This is a genomic window from Beggiatoa leptomitoformis, assembly GCF_001305575.3.
Taxonomy (GTDB): Bacteria; Pseudomonadota; Gammaproteobacteria; order Beggiatoales; family Beggiatoaceae; genus Beggiatoa; species Beggiatoa leptomitoformis.
Genome location: NZ_CP012373.2, coordinates 818,275 through 838,566, shown reverse-complemented (window position 1 = coordinate 838,566; position 20,292 = coordinate 818,275). Strand labels below are relative to the sequence as shown.

Here is a 20,292-nt window from a genome sequence, read left to right as displayed (position 1 = left end):
AAACCCGATGCTTTATTGTCGTTATTGTGAACGAGGTGCGGTAAAACGAACCCCTTGTGTTATCCATACCAAAAAGTATGGGTTTTTATTGTACTAAATAACTCCCCGATTTTTTCAGAAAGTTGGTATATAAATCAGCAAAGGTCGGCACAACCGATTTTTGCACAGCATCTAGGGCTAGTAATGTATTCGCCCAATCGTGTACTTTTGGCGTTTGTTGGTAAATATCAAACGGTAGGTATTTTGCCAGTAGCATTAACCGCATAAAAATAGGCGCGAAAGCCGCATCAACAAGGGAGAATTGTTCACCATTAAAAAAGGGTTTAGCTTGTAGCACACGTTCTACGGTTGCTAGCTTTTCTAACACTTCGGCTTGATATTTATCTTTATTTTCTAGTGTGTTGGCGGTTGCTAAATAGTATTGGCTAACAATAAGGCTAGAGCCAAATTCTATCCATGCACGATTATGGGCTTTGCGAATGGCGGTTGCAGGGTGCAGGCTTGGCGGGCTAATTTCATCAAGGTATTCATTAATCACCGCTGATTCAAAAATAATTTGTCCTTCTGCTGTTAAAACAGGGACTTTTCCTAATGGAGAAATGTCTAAAAACCATGCTGGGGGGGTATCAAGCTCGATATATTTTATGTTGACGGGAATGTGTTTATATAACGCGGTAATCACGGAGCGTTGTACAAAGGGGCAGAGGTTAAAGCTAATGAGTTCTATCGGTTGCATTATAACGACTCGTCAGGTGCTTGGGCAGGAATTTGAGGGGTAATGCTTTTTACATCGCTATTTTGGGCGCGATTACGTAGCGCATGATCCATTAAAACGATGGCTAACATGGCTTCTGCAATGGGGGTTGCGCGAATACCAACGCAGGGGTCATGCCGTCCTGTAGTGATAACTTCGGTAGGTTGTCCGTGAATATCGACGCTACGTCCTGCTAGGCGCAAACTGGAGGTAGGTTTTAAGGCGATGCTGACGGTGATGTCTTGTCCTGAAGAAATGCCGCCTAAAATACCACCTGCATGATTGCTTAAAAAGCCTTCAGGGGTAATTTCATCGCGGTTATCTGTGCCTTTCATGGTCACTGCGTCAAAGCCCGCGCCAATTTCTACCCCTTTCACGGCGTTAATACTCATCATGGCATGGGCAATGTCGGCATCTAAGCGGTCAAATACGGGTTCACCCCAGCCTGCAGGTACTCCACTGGCGATAATATTAACACGCGCTCCAATAGAATTACCTTCTTTAATAAGTGTTTGCATGTACTCTTCCATTTCCCCCACTTTAAACACATCGGGGCAGAAAAAGGCGTTGCGCTCTACTTCATTCCAATCAAAATTATTCATATCAGGCTTTAAAACGCCCAATTGTGATAGATAACCGCGAATTTTAACGCCATAGCGTTCAGCTAAATATTTTTTCGCAACCGCGCCCGCCGCGACACGCACAGCAGTTTCACGGGCGGACGAGCGTCCGCCACCGCGATAATCGCGAATACCATATTTTTGTTGGTAGGCATAATCAGCATGAGCAGGACGAAATTGGTCTTTAATTTTGCCGTAGTCTTTGGAGCGTTGGTCGGTGTTTTCTATGAGTAAGGCGATGGGGCAACCTGTCGTTTTTCCTTCAAAAACGCCTGAGAGAATTTTAACGGTGTCTTCTTCGCGCCGTTGGGTTGTGTAGCGGGATTGTCCCGGTTTACGGCGGTCTAAATCGGGTTGAATATCCGCTTCGCTTAAGGACATATTGGGCGGGCAACCGTCCACAATACATCCAATAGCAAGCCCATGACTTTCACCAAAGCTTGTAACGGTGAATGCCGTTCCTATTGTGTTGCCTGACATTCAAGCACCTCAGTTGTTGTAAAAGGGGAGGAAAGGGGGGATACGGGCGTGTAGTTAAGGGTGTGACAGAGGCATTGTGCAAATTGCATACTCACGTGAGCAATGTCGTCTGTGATGCCAAAATCGGCCAGTTGTGTTACTTGTAAGTCGGGATATCCACAGGGGTTAATGCCATTAAACGGGCTTAAATCCATGTTGATATTAAAGCTTAAACCGTGATAGCTACATCCATGTCGCACCCGTAAACCTAATGCGGCAATTTTGCGGTCATTAACATAAACACCGGGGGCTTTTTCGCGTCGGCTCGCGTGAATTGTGTGTAAGGCTAAATAGTCAATAACGGCTTGTTCTAGTGCCGTTACCAGTTGACGTATTCCCCAATCATGGCGTTTTAGGTCCATGAGTATATAAACAACCAGTTGTCCTAAGCCGTGATAGGTGACTTGCCCGCCTCTATCTATGGGCTGTACAGGAATCGTGCCTGTATCCAACAGGTGTTCGGTTTTCCCTGCTTGTCCTAGTGTGTAAATAGGATGGTGTTCTAAAAACCAAAGTTCATCAGGTGTTTGTGCTGTACGTTCATTGGTAAATGTTTGCATCGCCTGATAAATAGGAGCGTAGGGAACTTGTCCCAGATAACGAATGATAACGGTGTCCACGATAGACTGCTTGCAAAAAGTATAAGGATAGATGAACAACGGATAATATCACTTGAAGCGGTATGTGTCTTAATCAGTATTTACTGCGTTTGCAAAGATAAAACTTGTCATTGTTATAAGGGGAATATGTACAGGGTGGTGCAATAGGATTACCTTAACTAAAGGGTTTCATTGCATTCTGTATAGAACCAAAAAGAATAAAGATGATAAAAACAGAACCAAAATAAAATAAGTCCTTATTCAAGTAGCCTGACTGATGCAGAGTGGGCAGTGGTTGAACCACTATTAACTGCGTTATTACCCAAGAAAAAGCTCGCCTGTCCTCATAAATGGGGCTATCGCCTTCTGTTTGATGCGATGCTTTACTAGCTCAAAAATGGCTGTCATTGGGGCAACCTTTCTAAATATTTCCCACTGTATTCAACTATTTATTGGCATTACAAACAATGGAGGAGTTTCTGGGTCATCGATAAACTGATGACAGGCTTACATGAAAATGCTTAGCGGTGGATAGTTTAGGTTTTCCCTTGTTTACACACTGCACAAAAGCCAATATTAATGATGACCTAGGTTTAATTGAGATGTTCAAGGAGAATCTCGATTACTTTAGGAACAAGCCGATGCCTAAGACGACAATTCTCTTGGATAATGGCTATCAAACCCGCTAAGCCAAAAAAGTTAGCACAAGGTAAAACAGGCTTTGTACCCGTTAAAGCAAGATGGGTAGTAGAACGTTCTAATGCTTGGGTGTTGTGAGTTTTCGCGCACTGCATAATACCAGTACAGAATCGGATAAACTGCCATCTTCTCCAATGTGTTCAACGATAAATTCTAGTTTTTGATAGCGATTATCGCGGGTTAATTGTTGTTCAACAATGGTTGGTGATACAACCAGTGAATGATAGGTTAATTCGCCTACTTTATAATCTTTGCGTTGTGCTAAAACAAACCAAATCAATAATCCATTGGGTTTTAACAGTTCGAGTGTGTTGGTAAATATATTCTCGAATTCATCTACAGACTCGGCTATGTTTTCTAAACAAAAACTCATGATGAGAACATCATAACGTTTTTTAAAATCTATCCCGAGTGGGTATTTTTGTTTTCCATCACAATGAAGTAACTGTCCAATTTTTTGTCTCACAAGGGTGTTGCGTTGTGCAATTTCTTCTGCCGTTATGTCCGCATCGGGTATGCCTGCAAGGGCTTTTTCATCTTGTAATGCTTTAATAACAAAACTATCCCAATTAAACGCATCTGTATCTCCTGCCGTCCATGTGCGAATTTCTTCTAAATTAGCAGGGACAAAATCGCACATGTCAATTTCTTTACACACGGTCGCAATATGCAAAATAGAAGAAATAATTGGACCGCAAGCAAAATCTAATACTTGAGCATTAGATAAATCTTGTTCTTGAACACAGCGGGCTAAAAAACGACTGCATCTATCGTTTACACCATCGGTGGTTAGAAAATATTCGTTTAAATAATTGCGTACATCAAACTGTTGATAGTCTTTTAAAACAGCATCGGTCATTATTTCTACCCCATTAAATAATTAATTTACTTAAAAATTCAGCTAAAATATCCCACGCAATGTTACCCTAATTTATGTTACAATGTGGCATTTTTCTACAGCAGAAATCACCCTAATTTTACTAGGAACAGAGGCACTGTAATGGAACGGTTTGCTAAAGAAGTTCTTCCCATTAATATCGAAGATGAGATGAAACAATCTTATCTCGATTATGCAATGAGTGTCATTGTGGGGAGAGCATTACCCGATGTACGGGATGGTTTAAAACCTGTACATCGTCGCGCCTTATTTGCCATGCATGAGTTAGGCACGGACTGGAATAAACCTTATAAAAAATCAGCCCGTATTGTTGGGGATGTTATTGGTAAATATCACCCTCATGGCGACAGTGCAGTTTATGACACTATCGTCCGCATGGCACAAGATTTTTCTTTACGTTATTTGCTGGTTGATGGACAAGGTAACTTTGGTTCTATTGATGGTGATGCACCCGCCGCAATGCGTTATACCGAAGTACGGATGGCAAAAATTGCCCACGAATTATTAGCCGATTTAGAAAAAGAAACCGTCGATTTTGTCCCTAACTATGACGGTTCTGAACAAGAACCCAGTGTATTTCCTACCCGCATTCCTAATCTCTTAGTTAATGGTTCTAGTGGCATTGCCGTTGGGATGGCAACCAATATTCCGCCGCACAATTTGCGTGAAGTGGTTAGTGCCTGTATTGCTTTAATTGATGAGCCTGAATTAGATATTAATGCGCTGATGAAGTTTATTCCTGGCCCTGACTTTCCAACGGCTGCGATGATTAATGGCGCGAGTGGAATTGTTGAAGCCTATCACACAGGACGTGGACGCATTTATGTACGTTCTAAAACCACGATAGAGCAAGACGATAACACGGGCAAAGAAAAGATTGTTGTTAATGAATTGCCTTATCAAGTGAATAAAGCCCGCTTGCAGGAAAAAATTGCCGAACTCGTCAAAGAGAAAAAAATCGACGGCATTACTGAAATGCGTGACGAATCGGACAAGGACGGCATCCGCTTAGTGATTGAAGTCCGACGGGGCGAATCGGCAGAAGTAGTGCTGAATAATTTATACCAACAAACACAACTGCAAACGGTTTTCGGCATTAATATTGTTGCATTAGTTGATGGTCAGCCACGTATTTTAAACTTAAAGCAGTTATTAGAACTGTTCCTACGTCATCGCCGTGAAGTTGTCACCCGTCGTACCCTGTTTGAATTACGCAAAGCCCGAGAACGGGCGCATATTTTAGAAGGCTTAGCCGTTGCCTTAAATAATATTGATGACATGATAACCCTGATTAAGGCCGCTAAAACCTCTCAAGAAGCGCGTGAAGGTTTATTAGCCCGTCAATGGTCAGCGAGTTTAATTAAAACCATGATGCAAGGTGATGCCGCCTATGCGTCTCGCCCCACCACCTTACCCGCAGAACTGGGATTAGAGGGCGAATATTATCACCTGTCAGAAGTACAAGCCCAAGCCATTTTAGAATTACGCCTGCACCGTTTAACAGGCTTAGAACAAGATAAAATTCTTGAAGAATACAAAGGGCTATTAACCCAAATTCACGAACTGTTAGCCATTTTAAACAGCGGTGAACGCCTGATGCAAGTCATCCGCGAAGAATTGCAAGCCATTGTGACCGAATATGGCGATGAACGCCGTACAGAAATCGTCTTAGACCATCGTGACTTAAATATTGAAGATTTAATTCCTGATGAATCGGTTGTCGTCACGCTCTCCCACGAAGGGTATGTTAAATCACAAGTATTAAGCCTTTATCAAGCACAAAAACGGGGCGGGAAAGGCAAAGCCGCAACCCAGATGAAAGAAGAAGATTTCATCGATAAATTATTTATTGCTAGCACGCACGACAAGATTTTATGCTTTACCAGTGCGGGGAAAATTTACTGGCTAAAAGTCTATGAATTGCCGCAAGCAGGGCGGAATGCACGCGGTAAACCCATTGTTAATTTATTGCCATTAGAAGAAGGTGAACGGGTCAACGCCATTTTACCCGTGCGCGAATTTACCGAAAATCGCTACATTTTTATGGCAACCATATTTGGCACGGTCAAAAAAACCCCTTTAACCGAGTTTTCGCGTCCCCGTGCTAACGGCATCATTGCATTGGCATTAGACGAAGGCGACCAACTGGTCAACGTTGCTATTACAGATGGACAACAAGATGTAATGTTATTCAGCAATCATGGCAAAGCCGTGCGCTTTACTGAAGATGCCGTGCGCTCAGTTGGACGGACAGCACGCGGTGTGCGTGGTATCTCTTTGGATAAAGAAGATAAAGTTATTTCTCTGATTATTGCCGAAGCGGGCGGAACGATTCTAACCGCAACAGAGAATGGCTATGGCAAGCGCACACCCATTGCAGATTATCCAACGAAAGGACGTGGCACAAAAGGGGTTATTTCTATTAAAACCTCTGAACGTAACGGTTTAGTTGTGGGCGCGGTACAAGTGCAAGACAATGATGATTTAATGCTGATTAGTAATCGCGGCACATTGGTTCGCACCCCTGCTGCGGGTATTTCCGTCGTAAGTCGTAATACACAAGGGGTAGGCTTGATTCGACTGGTTGATGGAGAATTATTAGTTGGCGTAGAGAAAATAATGGAATTACAAGGGGATGAGATTATTGATGTAGCCGTAGATGACGACATCCTTAACGATACACTTGCTAATAACGGCGCGTCAGATGACCCATCACCCGATGATACCTCGCCATTAAGTTAAGCGGAATAACGCGGATACCACCGCTTTAAGCAGTGTTATCCGTTAGTTAGTAGTGCTAGATAGCAATGGATAAAAATGGTAATTGTCTAAATCGGGACTTTTAGAATTAAAAACAGTAATTGCATGGATAATTCTGCCAATCCTGATTTAGACAATCTCATATCAAGCAAAGAACTTAACTTCTTATCTAGGCTATTTTTTACTTACCGTCTTTTCTTTGGTGTTGGTTCTTCCTCCTCCTCCTCTTCTTCTTCTTCGTCTTCGTCCTCCTCATAGTCCTCGTCGTCGTCTTCTGATTCTTCCTCATTATCTTCAATTTGCCAACGACTGATTAATTCATTGAGGAATTCCTCCTCTTCTTCTGACATATCATCAACACCAATCAAGGTTTCAATGTCCTGAATAATCCGTGCTAACAACTCACCAGATAAATATTCGCCCAATAAATCAATGGATTCTTCAAGCAATTCTTCATCATCTAACTGCTTAAGTGCGTTGCGTAATAAGCGGGCCGTTTTCATTTTCACGCCCAACAATTCAAGCAGCGTATCCATGTAAGTCGTGATTTCGTCTATTTCTTCATCACTAACATCATCATCTGCCCCTGCCGCAGACATAATTATCATTGCAAGACGCAACTCTAAGGGATAATCTCCCATCGCCTCCAGCATCTCTTGATAATCCTCGTCGCTCATTTCAGCAAATTCGGTTTCCCAATCGCCTAATACAGATTCATCATCATCAGACCATGATTCTTCATCAATTTCAAAGTTATCCAGTTGTTTAATAATCCAGCAATCACCACTATTAAACTCAGGATTTACCAGATAACGATAAGGAATATAACAATATCCATTGTCGCCCCAGTCTGCTCCCCATGAGTTGCGCACGATAAACATTTGGTCATTGTCTGAATAACCCACGCATAACATCGCATGTCCACCATGTGACGCGCGAGCAGTTTCTTGTGGGGAAGGCATGGGAACTAAGCCTTTTTTTCTTTGAGAATCAAAAGATTTAAATAAGGAAATGCCAAAAATAATCGGATGTCCTTCTGCTAACGCTGATTTCCAAGCCGTTAAATCCACAGGCACTAATTCAACGCTTTCAACCAAAAATTGAGCGGCTTCATTATAAGATTCCTCATCAGGTTCACTGGTAACAGCCTTTACGTCAAACACCCATGTTTCTTCTGAACACGCACCATATTCACGTAAACCCTCAATTGCATCGGAAATAAAAGAACCACTGTCTTTCTCTTCCCAACTGCGATAAGAACGGGCGTTATAATAGATAAATAAACGGCTTACATTATAAGAATCTTCGCCTAAATGACGTTTTGCTAAGTATTCATACGCACCTGCAACCGCATTTGCAACGCAACTACTGGTATTTTCTTGGTCTTCTACTTCCGTCATATAAGGACGTAAATCGACTTTGGCGGGTAACTTTTTCTTGCCTAGTTGTGATGCAAACGGTTTGGCTTGCGCATCGGGTTTGGCGTAGTGATACCCTGAAAGTTGACGTTCTGTCCCGTCAGCGCGGGTAATTTTGATGTGAGACATGGTGCATAATCCTGATAATGCAAAAATTGCCTATGGTTGTGACTAACGTTCACGTAAAGCCTCATCGTGAACTTTTTTGAGCGGTTTTAATAAATAATTAAGCAGGGTTTTTTTGCCCGTGAGTATATCTACATTAACCGTCATGCCGGGAATAATTGGTAATGATTTATCCCCATTACTTAAAAAATTTTGCTCTGTACGCAGTTGTATTAAAAAGAAAGCTTCGTTGCGTTCATTTAAGATGGTATCCGCACTGATATGTTCTAAATGGGCTTGTAAACCGCCAAAAATAGAAAAATCATAAGCGGTAAATTTTATCATGGCGACTTGTCCGGGATGTAAAAAAGCAATATCAGAAGGACGTATTTGTGCTTCAATTAATAACGTATCTTCTAACGGTACAATTTCCACCAAATCCATTCCCGGTTGTACTACACCACCAACCGTTGTTACTTTAACGCGCTTAATCGTACCTTTTACAGGAGAACGCACCAGCGTGCGGGTTACGCGGTCTTCTAGTGCAAGCCCTGATTCTGCGTTTCTGGCTAATTCAGCTTTATTATCATTAAGTTCAGTTAATGCACTCGCTCGAAAAGTGGCGGCAATTTCTTTGCTTTTCCGTTCCGATTCATCAACAGCCGTTTCTGCACGCGGAATACTTAAGCGAATACCTTCTAAATTACCTTTTAAATCACTGGCTTCTCGTTGTAAGCGTAAAAGTTCAACTTCTGACATTACGCCTTTTTTTACCAATGGTTCGGTAATATCCAATTCTTTTTTTACCAAGTCATAACTACGTTGTAACTGGGTTAATTTTGATTTTAATTCATTAATTTCTTGGTTTTTTTGTCGTTTTTGTTGGGTTAAAATATCTAAATTTGCTTGTAAGGCTTGTTGGCGCGAGTTGGCTAAAGCGACTTCATTTTTAAAAAAACTGAGTTGTTCATTGGTTAATTTGGTGGGGAGTGTAAATAATTTTCCTTCAGATTCTGCGGTTAAGCGGGCAACTTTGGCTTGTAGTTCTACAATGTTCACCTTATTTTCCCGAAAGGAAGAGGAAAAACGGGTATCATCTATCCGCAGTAAAATCTGTCCTTTTTCAACAATATCACCCGCTTTCACGGATAATTCAGAAATAATTCCCCCTTCTAAGTTTTGGACAATTTGCACTTGACTGGATGGAATAACTTTACCGATACCACGTGTTACCTCATCTAACGTTGCATAATTTGCCCAAATGCCTGCCGTTAATAAAAAAAGGAGTGTTAACCAAGTGATAAGATGACTCCAAACACTTGGCGAAGGAGTCAGAAGAGGGGGATACTCACGCATAAGGATTATTCACTTTATTTTTAATCATCAGAGGGAATGAAGCGTAATAATTTATAGTCAATCAGGTCATATAGAACCCATTTGAAGTTTTAGATGGAAAATAGGCAAGATGAGGTAGTGTTAAAAAAACATAAAAGAATAAGCGTAGTCATTATCGCCGTTAGGATTTTTAACATAGACAGGTATAAAAAGTGACTGCATTGATAGTTCTGATTGTCTGTGTATCTGAATATCTTGATTTAGACAGTCTCTTATTGGGGAAATAACGGATTTTCCAGTATTACCAGAATGTTGAAGCACACGCTTAAGTAAAACTTGAATAATGATGTTTTATCACGCTTTATTTTCAAGCAGTTGTTTAATCTGTTGTTGTAAGAGTTTTTCTATACTTAAACCTTGAGCCGTTGCTAGCTTTTTTAAGGCAGCACGTTCTGCAAAACTTAATTTAATATGTAGTTGCACTTGTGGGTCAAATGGCGCATTTTTTACGTTTTCTGTCATCATGGTATAAATTTGTCCTGTATTGTTATGTTGCTTTGTGTCTGTTAATAGAAGAATGGTCTGAATCAGGGTTTTTAGCGTTGGCAGGGTTTACATATATTCATAATAATATCAACGCTGTTACGCTTAAGCATTCCCATTCAGACCATTTTGCATTACTCGCCTAAATACACTTCAATCACACGCGGATTTGCTTGAATGTCCGTCATATTTCCTTCTGCTAATACTTGCCCTTCGTGTAGCACTGTCACGGTTTTAGCAATCGAGCGTACAAAAGCCATATCGTGTTCAACCACCACAACCGCATGACGACCAGCAAGCGAGTTGAGTAGTTCAGCAGTGCGTTCTATCTCGTGTTGCGTCATTCCTGCAACGGGTTCATCTAGCAGGAGTAAATAAGGTTCTTGTACCAATAACATGCCGATTTCTAACCATTGTTTTTGTCCATGCGCGAGTAAGCCTGCACGTCGTTGTACGTGGTTGGTTAAGCCAATGAGGTTTAGAACTTCATCAATGCGGTCGCGCTGTTCTGGTGTTAAGCGCGCAAATAGGCTAGACCACACGCCCTTATGTGTGCGCAAAGCCAACTCTAAATTTTCTAACACGCTGTGGTTTTCAAATACAGTGGGTTTTTGAAATTTGCGCCCTATGCCTGCGGCTGCAATTTCTGGTTCTGAATATTGTGTTAAATCAATCCATTGTCCAAAAAAAGCTGAGCCGCTATCGGGGCGGGTTTTGCCTGTGATGACATCCATCATCGTGGTTTTACCCGCACCATTTGCGCCGACAACGCAACGTAATTCGCCACGTTTTACGTAGAAATTTAGGTTATTTAACGCTTTAAAACCATCAAAACTAACGGTGATGTTTTCTAAATATAAGACAGTATCGTGGGATAAATCCAAGTTAACGGAATGTATGGGTGGCATGACCATTTTAAACACGCGGTCACGTCGCCAAAATTGCCGACCACGCGCTAACCACGGCGGTGTATTATCTGTGTTGGGTGCGGAAGCGGTGAGTGTCATTTGTTTTCCTTTCCTTTAAAAAGACCGATTAAACCGCGTGGTAAAAAGAGCGTTACGATAATAAATAAACCCCCTAACACATATAGCCATAAGTCAGGATAAGCGACCGTAAACCAGCTTTTTGCACCGTTCACAACACCCGCCCCTATCATGCCACCAATAAGGGTGCTACGTCCGCCAACGGCAACCCAGATAACCATTTCAATGGAGTTTGCGGGGGCTAGTTCGCCGGGGTTAATAATGCCAACTTGTGGCACGTATAACGCGCCCGCAATGCCACAAATCATAGCGGAAACAACCCATATAAATAATTTATAATACAATGGATTGTATCCACAAAACATAACACGACTTTCTGCGTCACGAATCGCTGTTAGTACTCGTCCTAATTTGCTGGTAACAAGAAAACGACACAGTAAGTAAACTAATAACAGGGCGGTAGCCGTGATGATGTATAGCGCGAGGCGGGTGCTGTGTTCTTGAATCGAATAGCCCAGAATAAATTTAAAATCGGTTAAACCATTGTTGCCACCAAATCCTGTTTCATTACGGAAAAACAGGAGCATAAACGCAAAAGTCATGGCTTGAGTGATAATGGAAAAATACACGCCTTTAATACGAGAGCGAAACGCAAACCAGCCAAAAATAAACGCGAGTAGCGCGGGAATTAATAAAATCATCAACAGGGTAAAGGCAAAGCTGTCAAATCCGTACCAGTACCAAGGAAGCGATTGCCAGTTAAGAAATACCATAAAATCAGGGAGTTCACTACGATAAACACCCAGCCCCGCCATACTGCGCATGAGGTACATGCCCATTGCATAGCCACCTAGCGCGAAAAATACGCCATGTCCTAAGCTGAGAATACCCGCATAACCCCAAATTAAATCAATCGCTAGAGCAACCATTGCATAGCAGAGAAATTTGCCAAGTAAGGGAATAAGGTAGTCAGGAACGTATCCTGTACTGCTGGGGTCTAATTGGGTATTTAGTAGTGGAATGCCAACAATACCAACAAGGGCAACCAGCACTAGAGCAAGCCACGCAAGTGGGCTGTGTAGGGTATAAAAACGCTTTAATATCATTTGGCTTATGTCCTTGAGTCTTTAGTTTTCAACAAATCGCCCTTTGAGCGCGAATAAACCTTGTGGGCGTTTTTGAATAAATAGGATGATAAAGACCAACATTAATATTTTGGCCATCACCGCACCGACTTCAGGCTCTAAAAATTTGCTTAACATGCCTAAACCCAAAGCACCAAAGACTGCACCCGCAATGTTGCCAACACCACCTAACACAACGACCATAAAAGAATCAATGATATAACTTTGTCCTAATTCAGGGCCAACGTTGCCAATTTGTGACAGTGCAACCCCCCCTAAGCCTGCGACACCAGAACCTAGTCCAAACGTCCACATGTCCACATGAGCCGTGCGAATTCCCATACATGCTGCCATTTGCCGATTTTGGGTAACGGCACGCACTTTTAAACCTAATGGTGTATGACGCAAAATAAACCAAACGAGAAATACGACAAAAATCACAAAGCCAATAATGGCTAATCGGTTGTAAGGTAAAACTAAATTATTGGCAACTTCAATACCGCCTGATAACCAGCTAGGATTTGCAACTTGCACATTTTGCGCGCCAAAGAGTAACCGCACGGTTTGAATTAAAATTAAGCCAATCCCCCATGTTGCGAGTAACGTTTCTAATGGGCGGTTGTACAAAAAACGAATAATACTGCGCTCTAAGACCACACCAACGCTCGCACTGACTAGAAAAGCAACCGGTAAGGCTAGCAATAAGTACCAATCAAATAGACTGGCGGGTAAATAATCACGGAATAGATTCTGCACAACATAAGTGCTATACGCGCCGAGCATTAACATTTCCCCATGTGCCATGTTAATAACGCCCATCAGTCCAAATGTAATCGCTAATCCTAAGGCGGCAAGTAATAAAATACTGCCTAAACTCAAGCCATAAAAAAGATTTCCCCATTGAGCAATTCGCTGCTGTTGCGCTTCGAGGGCATTTAGCATGGTGCTGGCGGTAGCACGGATTTCTTCATCCGTTTCTACAAAACTGCCATCGGGATTTTTTGCTAATAAGGGGGTGAGTAATGCGGTAAATTCACTGGACTGTACATCTTGCATTAAGTGCAAAGCATTTAGGCGGGTTTGACGGTCGGTACTGCTTAATTCAATTTGAGCGAGGGCAATTTTTAACGTTTGGTTAATTTTGGGGTCTTGTTCACGGGCGATAGCGGTTTTTAGAAATGCTTCCGCCCCTTCGGGGGGACGTTTGCGCAATTCCTCTGCGGCTTGTAAGCGGATAACGGGGTCTTTAACATTCAGTTGTAATTGTCCGATAGCAGGTAATAAAGCCCGACGGAGTGCATTGTTAATACTGGGTAATTCTTTAAAAGTTAAGCCTGTAGTATCAATAGTTTCACCCGTTGACACGTCTTTTGCCTGTTGCCCTGTGATTATTAAAACCCGTTGATTATCGGTAATACGCAATTGTTCATCGCGCAATGCTTCCAAAATTTTTAAACCGCGTTCATCGCCAACCGTAGCAAACTGTTGAATTGCTGTGATTAATGTTGAGCGGTCTGTTGCTTGGCTTAATGTGCTAACAGCGGTTTCAAATGTTTCAGCCTGTAGCGGTTGTATTAGACATAAAAGCCAGATAAATCCAATCAAATAACGTGTCATGATAATAGGCTTATTAAGTAAGGGACAAAAATAAGGGCGAATAAATTCGCCCTTACACCAACCGCTTAGAAATTATCTTTAAACACGGCTTTTTCACGCGCTGCTTCGCGGGTGATTAGATTCTTTTTCAATAACTCCTGCAATTTTTGGTCTAAGGTCTGCATTCCTTCTTTACTCCCTGTTTGAATTGCAGAATACATTTGTGCCGCTTTATTTTCGCGGATTAAGTTACGAATCGCAGGATTACACACCATGATTTCATGCACAGCAATCCGTCCACCGCCTACTTTTTTCAACAAACTTTGTGAAATAACGGCTTGTAAAGATTCTGAAATCATTGTGCGGATGGTGTCTTTTTCTTCCGTAGGAAAGACTTCTACAATACGCGCAATCGTTTTAGCCGCAGAGGAGGTATGCAATGTGCCAAACACCGCGTGACCTGTTTCAGCAGCGGATAAGGCAAGGCGAATAGTTTCTAAATCGCGCATTTCCCCAACCAGAATAACGTCAGGGTCTTGGCGCAGGGCGGAGCGCAGGGCTTCAGTAAAGCCTAAGGTATCACGACGGACTTCACGTTGAGTAATTAAGCTATTTTTGGGTTCATGCACAAATTCGATGGGGTCTTCAATCGTTAAAATATGCCCATATTCTTCCTCATTCCGATAATTCATCATCGCCGCAAGGGTGGTTGATTTTCCTGACCCTGTCCCGCCCGTTACCAAGACAATTCCACGTGGTGCCATTGCAAATTGTTTAAAAATATTCGGTGCGTTTAACTGCTCAAGGCTTAAAATCTTGGATGGAATCGTGCGAATAACCGCACCCGCGCCCCGATTTTGATTGTAAGCATTGACCCGAAAACGGGCAAGATTTGGAATTTCAAAAGAAAAGTCGCATTCTAAATATTTCTCATACTCTTTACGCTGACTGTCGTTCATGATGTCATAAACCATGTCACGCACCGTGCTATGATCTAACACATCCACATTGAGGCGGCGCATGTCACCATTCACGCGAATCATGGGTTGTACCCCTGCGGATAAATGAAAGTCAGAAGCCCCATTCTTAACACCGAACGCTAAAATTTCGCCTATATCCATAATTAAACCCTCTTTTGCGTTAAAATCATTTGTTTTATAAGGTTTTAGATAACAATCTTTGTACAGTACTCGCGTTAAGTCACATAATAAGCATTATAGCGTCATTATTCTTTTCCTGAATAGCATATTTCCTTTTTATACAACCCTTTTTCCATGATAAATAACATACTACCAACAATCGCTTTACCAACAACGCCTACCTTATCTGTTGCAGGATTACAGTGCATTCGTGATGATAGAGTTCTATTTGATAATCTTAACTTTAGTGTTTCTGGGGGGGAGGTTTTACAAATTGAAGGACGTAACGGTAGCGGTAAAACCAGCTTATTACGCATTTTATGTGGGCTTGCACTACCAACAGAAGGCATTGTCTATTGGCAGGGTCAAGATATTTTAGACTTGCAAGGAGACTATTGGGAAAATTTATTGTATATCGGACACTTAGCGGGTATTAAAGTTGAATTAACCCCATTAGAAAATTTGCAAGTAACCCGCGCGTTAGCCAGCCAAACAACCGATATAGATTTAACGGACGCGCTTGCAATTATTGGATTGCGCGGATTTGAAGATGTCCCTGTGCGCACACTGTCAGCAGGACAACAACGTCGTGTTGCATTGGCTCGGCTGCTGGTTTGCAATGTGCCATTATGGATTTTAGACGAGCCATTTACCTCATTGGATAAAGCGGCTATTCAGATGATTGAAGGATTACTAGATGCACACGCGCAACGCGGCAACTTGGTTGTATTAACGTCACATCACACGGTTAATTGTCAACAAGCACGGTGTTTGGATTTGAATGATTAACCCGCTTTGCAAGATGGATAGAATCCCCGACTCTGCGACACAGTAGATATTTTGCCCTAAGCAGGGATAAACAAATATAATGACGACTTAAAACACTTAAAAACGCTGTATAAATCCTTATTCTGCCTTTTTTGCTTATGGACATTCCAGTATGAACGAACATATTTTTGACCAACAATTGCAACGTTATCGTAATGATTTAGCTGTTATTTTAAAGTCATTACAAGACGTTACATTAATGATAGGCAATAAAGAATTAACAGACTGGGTCAGCGAATTGCGCGTGCGTACCACAGACCCGTTTATGTTCGTGGTTGTTGGTGAGGTAAAAGCAGGAAAAAGTAGTTTTATTAATGCGTTGTTAAAACGAGAAGTCTGTAAAGTTGCACCTGACCCTTGTACGGATACTGTCCAACAAATTGTTTATGGCGAAAAAGAAAGTGTTCAAGTCATTAACGAGCATTTGAAAAAAATCATGTTACCTGTTGATATTTTGCAAGAATTAGCCATTGTCGACACGCCCGGTACAAACAATGTCACGATTAAAGAACATCAGGAAATTACAGAGCATTTTATTCCACATAGTGATTTAATTATTTTTGTTTTTCCTTGTATTAATCCCTATCAACAATCTGCATGGAAGTTTTTAAGTTATATTCATACAGAATGGCATAAAAAAGTTATTTTTATTTTACAACAAGCTGATTTACTGAAACTTAATCCTGAAGGATTAGACATTAATCGCAATAATGTTGTGCGGGAAGCACAAAAACGTGGAATTGAAAACCCGCAGACGTTTTGTGTTTCTGCAAAAGATGAGTTAGAACAACGTGTTGATGAAAGCGGATTCGATGATATTCGTTCATACATTCAAGAGAATATTACGGGCAGTAATGCCGTTATCCTCAAATTAAAAAATGGTATTGAAACCGCAAACCATATTATTGAACAAATCCAAAAGGGTTTACAGCTACGTGCGGCACAATTGGAAGTTGACCAAGCCTTTCGCTTAGAAGTTAAGCAGTTACTCGAACAACGAGAAATCCATTCGATTAATGAAGTTGACCGCGTGATTGAATATACTTTAGAAGGATATCATAAAGTTGCACTGACATTAGAGCAGGAAATGGATACGCAACTGGGGTTTTTTAGCTTACTGGGGCGTTCTGTGATGACGTTACCCTTGTTAAACAAATTAACCACGAAAAAATCATTTTCCGCATGGTTTGAGGATTTTAAGGACAGACTACAGCAAGAATTAACGAATGTTTTACAAGAACGGCTCAACAGTGGCATTTTTGATGTCGCGCATAATGTACAACAAATGGTTGCACAAATTGAGTTAAAAATTCAGGTGAATCAGAAAAACCCCTTAATCAATAACGATTCCGTTTTTACACATATTGCAGAGAGACGTGGCAATATACTCAATGACTTAAAAGAACATTTTGCAATTTTTGTTAAAAATGATAGTAATATGCAGCCTATCACTGATAATAATCCGTTATGGAATATGGTTGCTGTGTTGGCAACAGGTGGAGGAATTGCGGCAACAGGGGGATTGTTAGCCGCCTTAACACAAGGTATTTGGTTAGATATTACGGGGGGTTTGGTTGTCGCGGTGGGCTTGGTGCTGGTAGGCGGCGGGGCGCAATGGAGCAAGCATAAAGTGTTGGCGAATTACCGTGAGACTGTTAAAAAAACCAGCGAGCAGTTAAAACAACGGATTCAGGAACAGCTAAAACCCTACATCCATAATCTGAAGTTTGACGTGGAAAAACATTTTTTAAAATTTGATGCTTATTTAGCAAATGAAGCCAAAGATGTAGAACAACTCCGTATTCAACAACAACAATCTAAACAAGCGTTAAATAAGCTAAATGATGAGTTAAAAAAAGATTATCCCACTATCGTATTGGGATAATACGATGATGTTATTATTAATTAACGGGCCAAAAGCCCATCGCTACCCACTCGTTATCTATACCCATGATAATGCGTGGTTATACTCAAAACACCACAAGGAGTAATAATGAGCAATATCGTTGAAGTGAAAGTGCCTGATATTGGTGATTTTAAAAGTGTCGCTATTATTGAAGTTTTAGTTGCCGTTGGCGACACGGTACAAAAAGACCAATCACTCATCACCCTCGAAAGCGACAAGGCAACGATGGAAGTGCCTTCATCCGCAACAGGCATTGTTAAAGAACTAAAAGTAAAATTGGGGGATCAGGTTTCTGAAGGTTCATTGGTTTTACTGTTAGAAACCAGCGGGACAGTTGCCAGTAAGCCTGCTCCAACGCCTGTCCCTACTGCCCCCGTCTCTGCTCCTAAAGCTGCCAGCGCACCCAGTGATTCTGCTGAGATTCATGCGGAGGTGTTGGTTTTAGGTTCAGGCCCGGGGGGTTATACTGCCGCGTTTCGTGCCGCTGATTTGGGTAAAAAAGTTGTTTTAGTTGAGCGGTTTAGTAGTTTAGGTGGCGTTTGTCTTAATGTGGGATGTATTCCGTCTAAAGCCTTGTTGCATACTGCGGCGGTGGTTACTGAAACCCAAGAAATGGGTAAGCACGGTGTTAGTTTTGCCCAACCGATGATTGATTTGAAAAAACTGGCTGATTGGAAAGACAGCGTTATTAAACGATTAACCAGTGGATTAACGGGATTAGCCAAACAGCGTAAAGTGCAAGTCGTGACGGGGACAGGAAAATTTACTTCTGCCCATACGTTGCAGGTGGAAACGGCAGAAGGGGTAAAAACGATTTCTTTTGATACCGCTGTTATTGCTGCTGGTTCACAACCTACTAAAATCCCTAGTTTTCCTTACCATGACCGTCGTTTAATGGATTCTACCGACGCATTGCGTTTAACCGATGTGCCAAAAAAATTATTGGTGATTGGCGGGGGAATTATCGGCTTAGAAATGGCTACCGTTTATGATGCGTTGGGTTCAGAAATCAGCATTGTTGAATTATTGGGCGATTTAATCACAGGGTGTGACCGCGATATTGTAAAGCCCTTGCAAAAACGTATAGAAAAGCGTTATGCAGCTATTTATTTAAATACCAAAGTGACGAAAATTGAAGCGGTTAATGAAGGTTTAAAAGTCTTTTTTGAAGGTGCAAATGCACCCGCTTCTATGGTGTATGACAAGGTTTTAGTGGCTGTTGGCAGAAAACCAAATGGTAAATTAATTGATGCGGATAAAGCGGGCGTAATTGTCAACGATATGGGATTTATTCCTGTTGATAAACAAATGCGCACGAATATTCCACATATTTACGCTATTGGTGATGTGGTTGGTAATCCAATGTTAGCCCATAAAGCGGTGCATGAGGGCAAGATTGCTGCCGAAAATGCCGCTGGACATAAATCCTATTTTGATGCACGCACGATTCCTTCCGTTGCTTATACTGACCCTGAAGTTGCATGGATGGGCATGACGGAAACAGAAGCTAAAGCCAAAGGGGTGGAGTATGAAAAAGGGGTTTTCCCTTGGGCTGCAAGCGGGCGGGCATTGAGTTTAGGACGTGATGAGGGGATGACGAAATTATTGTTTGACCGTAAAACCAAACGCATCATCGGGGCAGGTATTGTAGGGGTTAATGCAGGGGATTTGCTTGCAGAAACCATGTTAGCGTATGAAATGGGTGCCGATGTGCATGATTTAGGGTTAACCATACATGCGCATCCAACATTGTCCGAAACCATTGCTTTCGCGTCTGAAGTTGCAACGGGTGAAATTACAGATTTGTATGCACCCCGTAAAACGCCTTGGGTATAAAATAACATCATTGATAGGACTAGGCGGTATTAATAAGTTGATGACATGCCCTAGCCCATGACAATGAAAAAAGGGAAGTGTTAAACAGGATGGAATAAATAGGTTTTTAAGCAAAAGAACTTTACATCTACTTGTTTAGCACTTCTTTTTTTCTAATATGTTGATAGATTAGCGGAGAAAAAATGATACACCGTCAAATAATATCTTCTTCTGCCATACTTGCCATTAGTTATGATGCAACGACTGAAATACTAGAAGTTGAGTTTCATGATGGCACTGTCTATGAATATCATAAAGTTTCTAAAGGAATTTATGATGACTTTATGCGCGCTTCTTCTAAAGGAACATTTTTTAACGACCGCATTAGAGATGCTTACACCAATACTAGATTGTAACCTTTTAAGAAACAGCGAATTTATTGGTTAACATTAAATATATCGTGGTTTCTGCGTCAATAAATTCATCCTGCCTTTCCCTATATTGCAGACTGTAAAATGAACGGTCAACAAAATACGTCACATCTATTTCATATTTTATTGTCATACTCATACGGACAGGTTATTTCCCAATTGTGATTCCTTTTGTGATTCCCTCTTTATAACGACCAATGGCTATAACCTTTGGCGT

General features: G+C 41.5%; 16 protein-coding genes. 5 read left to right on the top strand and 11 right to left on the bottom strand.

Translation table 11 applies throughout. The features are described from left to right. Positions 1-85 precede the first annotated feature (85 nt). From AL038_RS03545 to gntF, 4 genes are all read right to left on the bottom strand, one after another. On the bottom strand, positions 86-736 hold the full coding sequence (locus AL038_RS03545) for a glutathione S-transferase family protein (protein ID WP_062149128.1): 651 nt from the start codon (positions 734-736) through the stop codon (positions 86-88). Next, the gene (gene aroC / locus AL038_RS03540; protein WP_062149126.1) at positions 736-1,854 is read right to left on the bottom strand and encodes a chorismate synthase; all 1,119 of its coding nucleotides are present in this window, start codon (positions 1,852-1,854) and stop codon (positions 736-738) included. Before aroC ends, AL038_RS03545 begins: the two co-directional genes overlap by 1 nt. Further along, entirely contained in the window at positions 1,836-2,513 is a 678-nt protein-coding gene (gene lipB, locus AL038_RS03535) for a lipoyl(octanoyl) transferase LipB (protein ID WP_062149122.1), read from the bottom strand. Before lipB ends, aroC begins: the two co-directional genes overlap by 19 nt. Positions 2,514-3,249: 736 nt before the next feature. Then, positions 3,250-4,050, bottom strand: coding sequence for a guanitoxin biosynthesis pre-guanitoxin forming N-methyltransferase GntF (gene gntF, locus AL038_RS03530; protein WP_062149119.1), 801 nt, complete (start codon positions 4,048-4,050; stop codon positions 3,250-3,252). A 141-nt stretch (positions 4,051-4,191) separates the two neighbouring features. Here gntF and gyrA point away from each other — a divergent pair, with 141 nt between their 5' ends. Further along, positions 4,192-6,831, top strand: a complete 2,640-nt coding sequence (gene gyrA, locus AL038_RS03525; protein WP_062149116.1) for a DNA gyrase subunit A — start codon at positions 4,192-4,194, stop codon at positions 6,829-6,831. A 203-nt stretch (positions 6,832-7,034) separates the two neighbouring features. Here the strand turns inward: gyrA and AL038_RS03520 are convergent, their stop codons facing one another. The 7 genes from AL038_RS03520 to AL038_RS03490 form a co-directional block, all read right to left on the bottom strand. Then, positions 7,035-8,396, bottom strand: coding sequence for a C1 family peptidase (locus tag AL038_RS03520; protein ID WP_062149113.1), 1,362 nt, complete (start codon positions 8,394-8,396; stop codon positions 7,035-7,037). A 42-nt stretch (positions 8,397-8,438) separates the two neighbouring features. Further along, complete coding sequence (locus tag AL038_RS03515) at positions 8,439-9,728, bottom strand: HlyD family type I secretion periplasmic adaptor subunit (RefSeq protein ID WP_062149110.1); 1,290 nt, start codon at positions 9,726-9,728, stop codon at positions 8,439-8,441. 333 nt (positions 9,729-10,061) lie between these two features. Beyond that, positions 10,062-10,232: a hypothetical protein gene (locus AL038_RS03510; protein ID WP_161575420.1), complete on the bottom strand. Its 171-nt coding sequence runs from the start codon at positions 10,230-10,232 to the stop codon at positions 10,062-10,064. A 152-nt stretch (positions 10,233-10,384) separates the two neighbouring features. Further along, entirely contained in the window at positions 10,385-11,257 is an 873-nt protein-coding gene (gene urtD / locus AL038_RS03505; RefSeq protein WP_414635100.1) for an urea ABC transporter ATP-binding protein UrtD, read from the bottom strand. Continuing rightward, positions 11,254-12,342 (bottom strand): urea ABC transporter permease subunit UrtC, encoded by a 1,089-nt coding sequence (gene urtC / locus AL038_RS03500; protein ID WP_062149107.1) that lies wholly within the window; start codon positions 12,340-12,342, stop codon positions 11,254-11,256. Before urtC ends, urtD begins: the two co-directional genes overlap by 4 nt. Before the next feature lie 21 nt (positions 12,343-12,363). Next, the gene (urtB, locus tag AL038_RS03495) at positions 12,364-13,977 is read right to left on the bottom strand and encodes an urea ABC transporter permease subunit UrtB (protein WP_062149104.1); all 1,614 of its coding nucleotides are present in this window, start codon (positions 13,975-13,977) and stop codon (positions 12,364-12,366) included. Between the two features lie 65 nt (positions 13,978-14,042). Further along, positions 14,043-15,077, bottom strand: coding sequence for a type IV pilus twitching motility protein PilT (locus tag AL038_RS03490; protein ID WP_062149101.1), 1,035 nt, complete (start codon positions 15,075-15,077; stop codon positions 14,043-14,045). Between the two features lie 153 nt (positions 15,078-15,230). Between AL038_RS03490 and ccmA the strand changes: the two genes are divergently transcribed. The 4 genes from ccmA to AL038_RS03470 all read left to right on the top strand — a co-directional run bounded on the left by ccmA (position 15,231) and on the right by AL038_RS03470 (position 20,060). Further along, positions 15,231-15,884: a cytochrome c biogenesis heme-transporting ATPase CcmA gene (gene ccmA / locus AL038_RS03485; RefSeq protein WP_062149097.1), complete on the top strand. Its 654-nt coding sequence runs from the start codon at positions 15,231-15,233 to the stop codon at positions 15,882-15,884. 151 nt (positions 15,885-16,035) lie between these two features. Further along, positions 16,036-17,808, top strand: coding sequence for a dynamin family protein (locus tag AL038_RS03480; RefSeq protein ID WP_062149092.1), 1,773 nt, complete (start codon positions 16,036-16,038; stop codon positions 17,806-17,808). A 108-nt stretch (positions 17,809-17,916) separates the two neighbouring features. Next, entirely contained in the window at positions 17,917-19,665 is a 1,749-nt protein-coding gene (gene lpdA / locus AL038_RS03475; protein ID WP_062149089.1) for a dihydrolipoyl dehydrogenase, read from the top strand. A 182-nt stretch (positions 19,666-19,847) separates the two neighbouring features. Continuing rightward, positions 19,848-20,060 carry a KTSC domain-containing protein gene (locus AL038_RS03470; protein WP_236839451.1) on the top strand — a complete coding sequence of 71 codons (213 nt, stop codon included), beginning with the start codon at positions 19,848-19,850 and terminating at the stop codon, positions 20,058-20,060. Positions 20,061-20,292 lie beyond the last annotated feature (232 nt).

What these genes read in the sequence shown, in the direction of transcription:
- AL038_RS03545 (WP_062149128.1), bottom strand. Translation starts at nt 736, where the DNA reads ATGCAACCGATAGAACTCATTAGCTTTAACCTCTGCCCCTTTGTACAA.
- aroC (WP_062149126.1), bottom strand. Translation starts at nt 1,854, where the DNA reads ATGTCAGGCAACACAATAGGAACGGCATTCACCGTTACAAGCTTTGGT.
- gntF (WP_062149119.1), bottom strand. Translation starts at nt 4,050, where the DNA reads ATGACCGATGCTGTTTTAAAAGACTATCAACAGTTTGATGTACGCAAT.
- gyrA (WP_062149116.1), top strand. Translation starts at nt 4,192, where the DNA reads ATGGAACGGTTTGCTAAAGAAGTTCTTCCCATTAATATCGAAGATGAG.
- AL038_RS03520 (WP_062149113.1), bottom strand. Translation starts at nt 8,396, where the DNA reads ATGTCTCACATCAAAATTACCCGCGCTGACGGGACAGAACGTCAACTT.
- AL038_RS03515 (WP_062149110.1), bottom strand. Translation starts at nt 9,728, where the DNA reads ATGCGTGAGTATCCCCCTCTTCTGACTCCTTCGCCAAGTGTTTGGAGT.
- AL038_RS03510 (WP_161575420.1), bottom strand. Translation starts at nt 10,232, where the DNA reads ATGATGACAGAAAACGTAAAAAATGCGCCATTTGACCCACAAGTGCAA.
- urtD (WP_414635100.1), bottom strand. Translation starts at nt 11,257, where the DNA reads ATGACACTCACCGCTTCCGCACCCAACACAGATAATACACCGCCGTGG.
- urtC (WP_062149107.1), bottom strand. Translation starts at nt 12,342, where the DNA reads ATGATATTAAAGCGTTTTTATACCCTACACAGCCCACTTGCGTGGCTT.
- urtB (WP_062149104.1), bottom strand. Translation starts at nt 13,977, where the DNA reads ATGACACGTTATTTGATTGGATTTATCTGGCTTTTATGTCTAATACAA.
- AL038_RS03490 (WP_062149101.1), bottom strand. Translation starts at nt 15,077, where the DNA reads ATGGATATAGGCGAAATTTTAGCGTTCGGTGTTAAGAATGGGGCTTCT.
- ccmA (WP_062149097.1), top strand. Translation starts at nt 15,231, where the DNA reads ATGATAAATAACATACTACCAACAATCGCTTTACCAACAACGCCTACC.
- AL038_RS03480 (WP_062149092.1), top strand. Translation starts at nt 16,036, where the DNA reads ATGAACGAACATATTTTTGACCAACAATTGCAACGTTATCGTAATGAT.
- lpdA (WP_062149089.1), top strand. Translation starts at nt 17,917, where the DNA reads ATGAGCAATATCGTTGAAGTGAAAGTGCCTGATATTGGTGATTTTAAA.
- AL038_RS03470 (WP_236839451.1), top strand. Translation starts at nt 19,848, where the DNA reads ATGATACACCGTCAAATAATATCTTCTTCTGCCATACTTGCCATTAGT.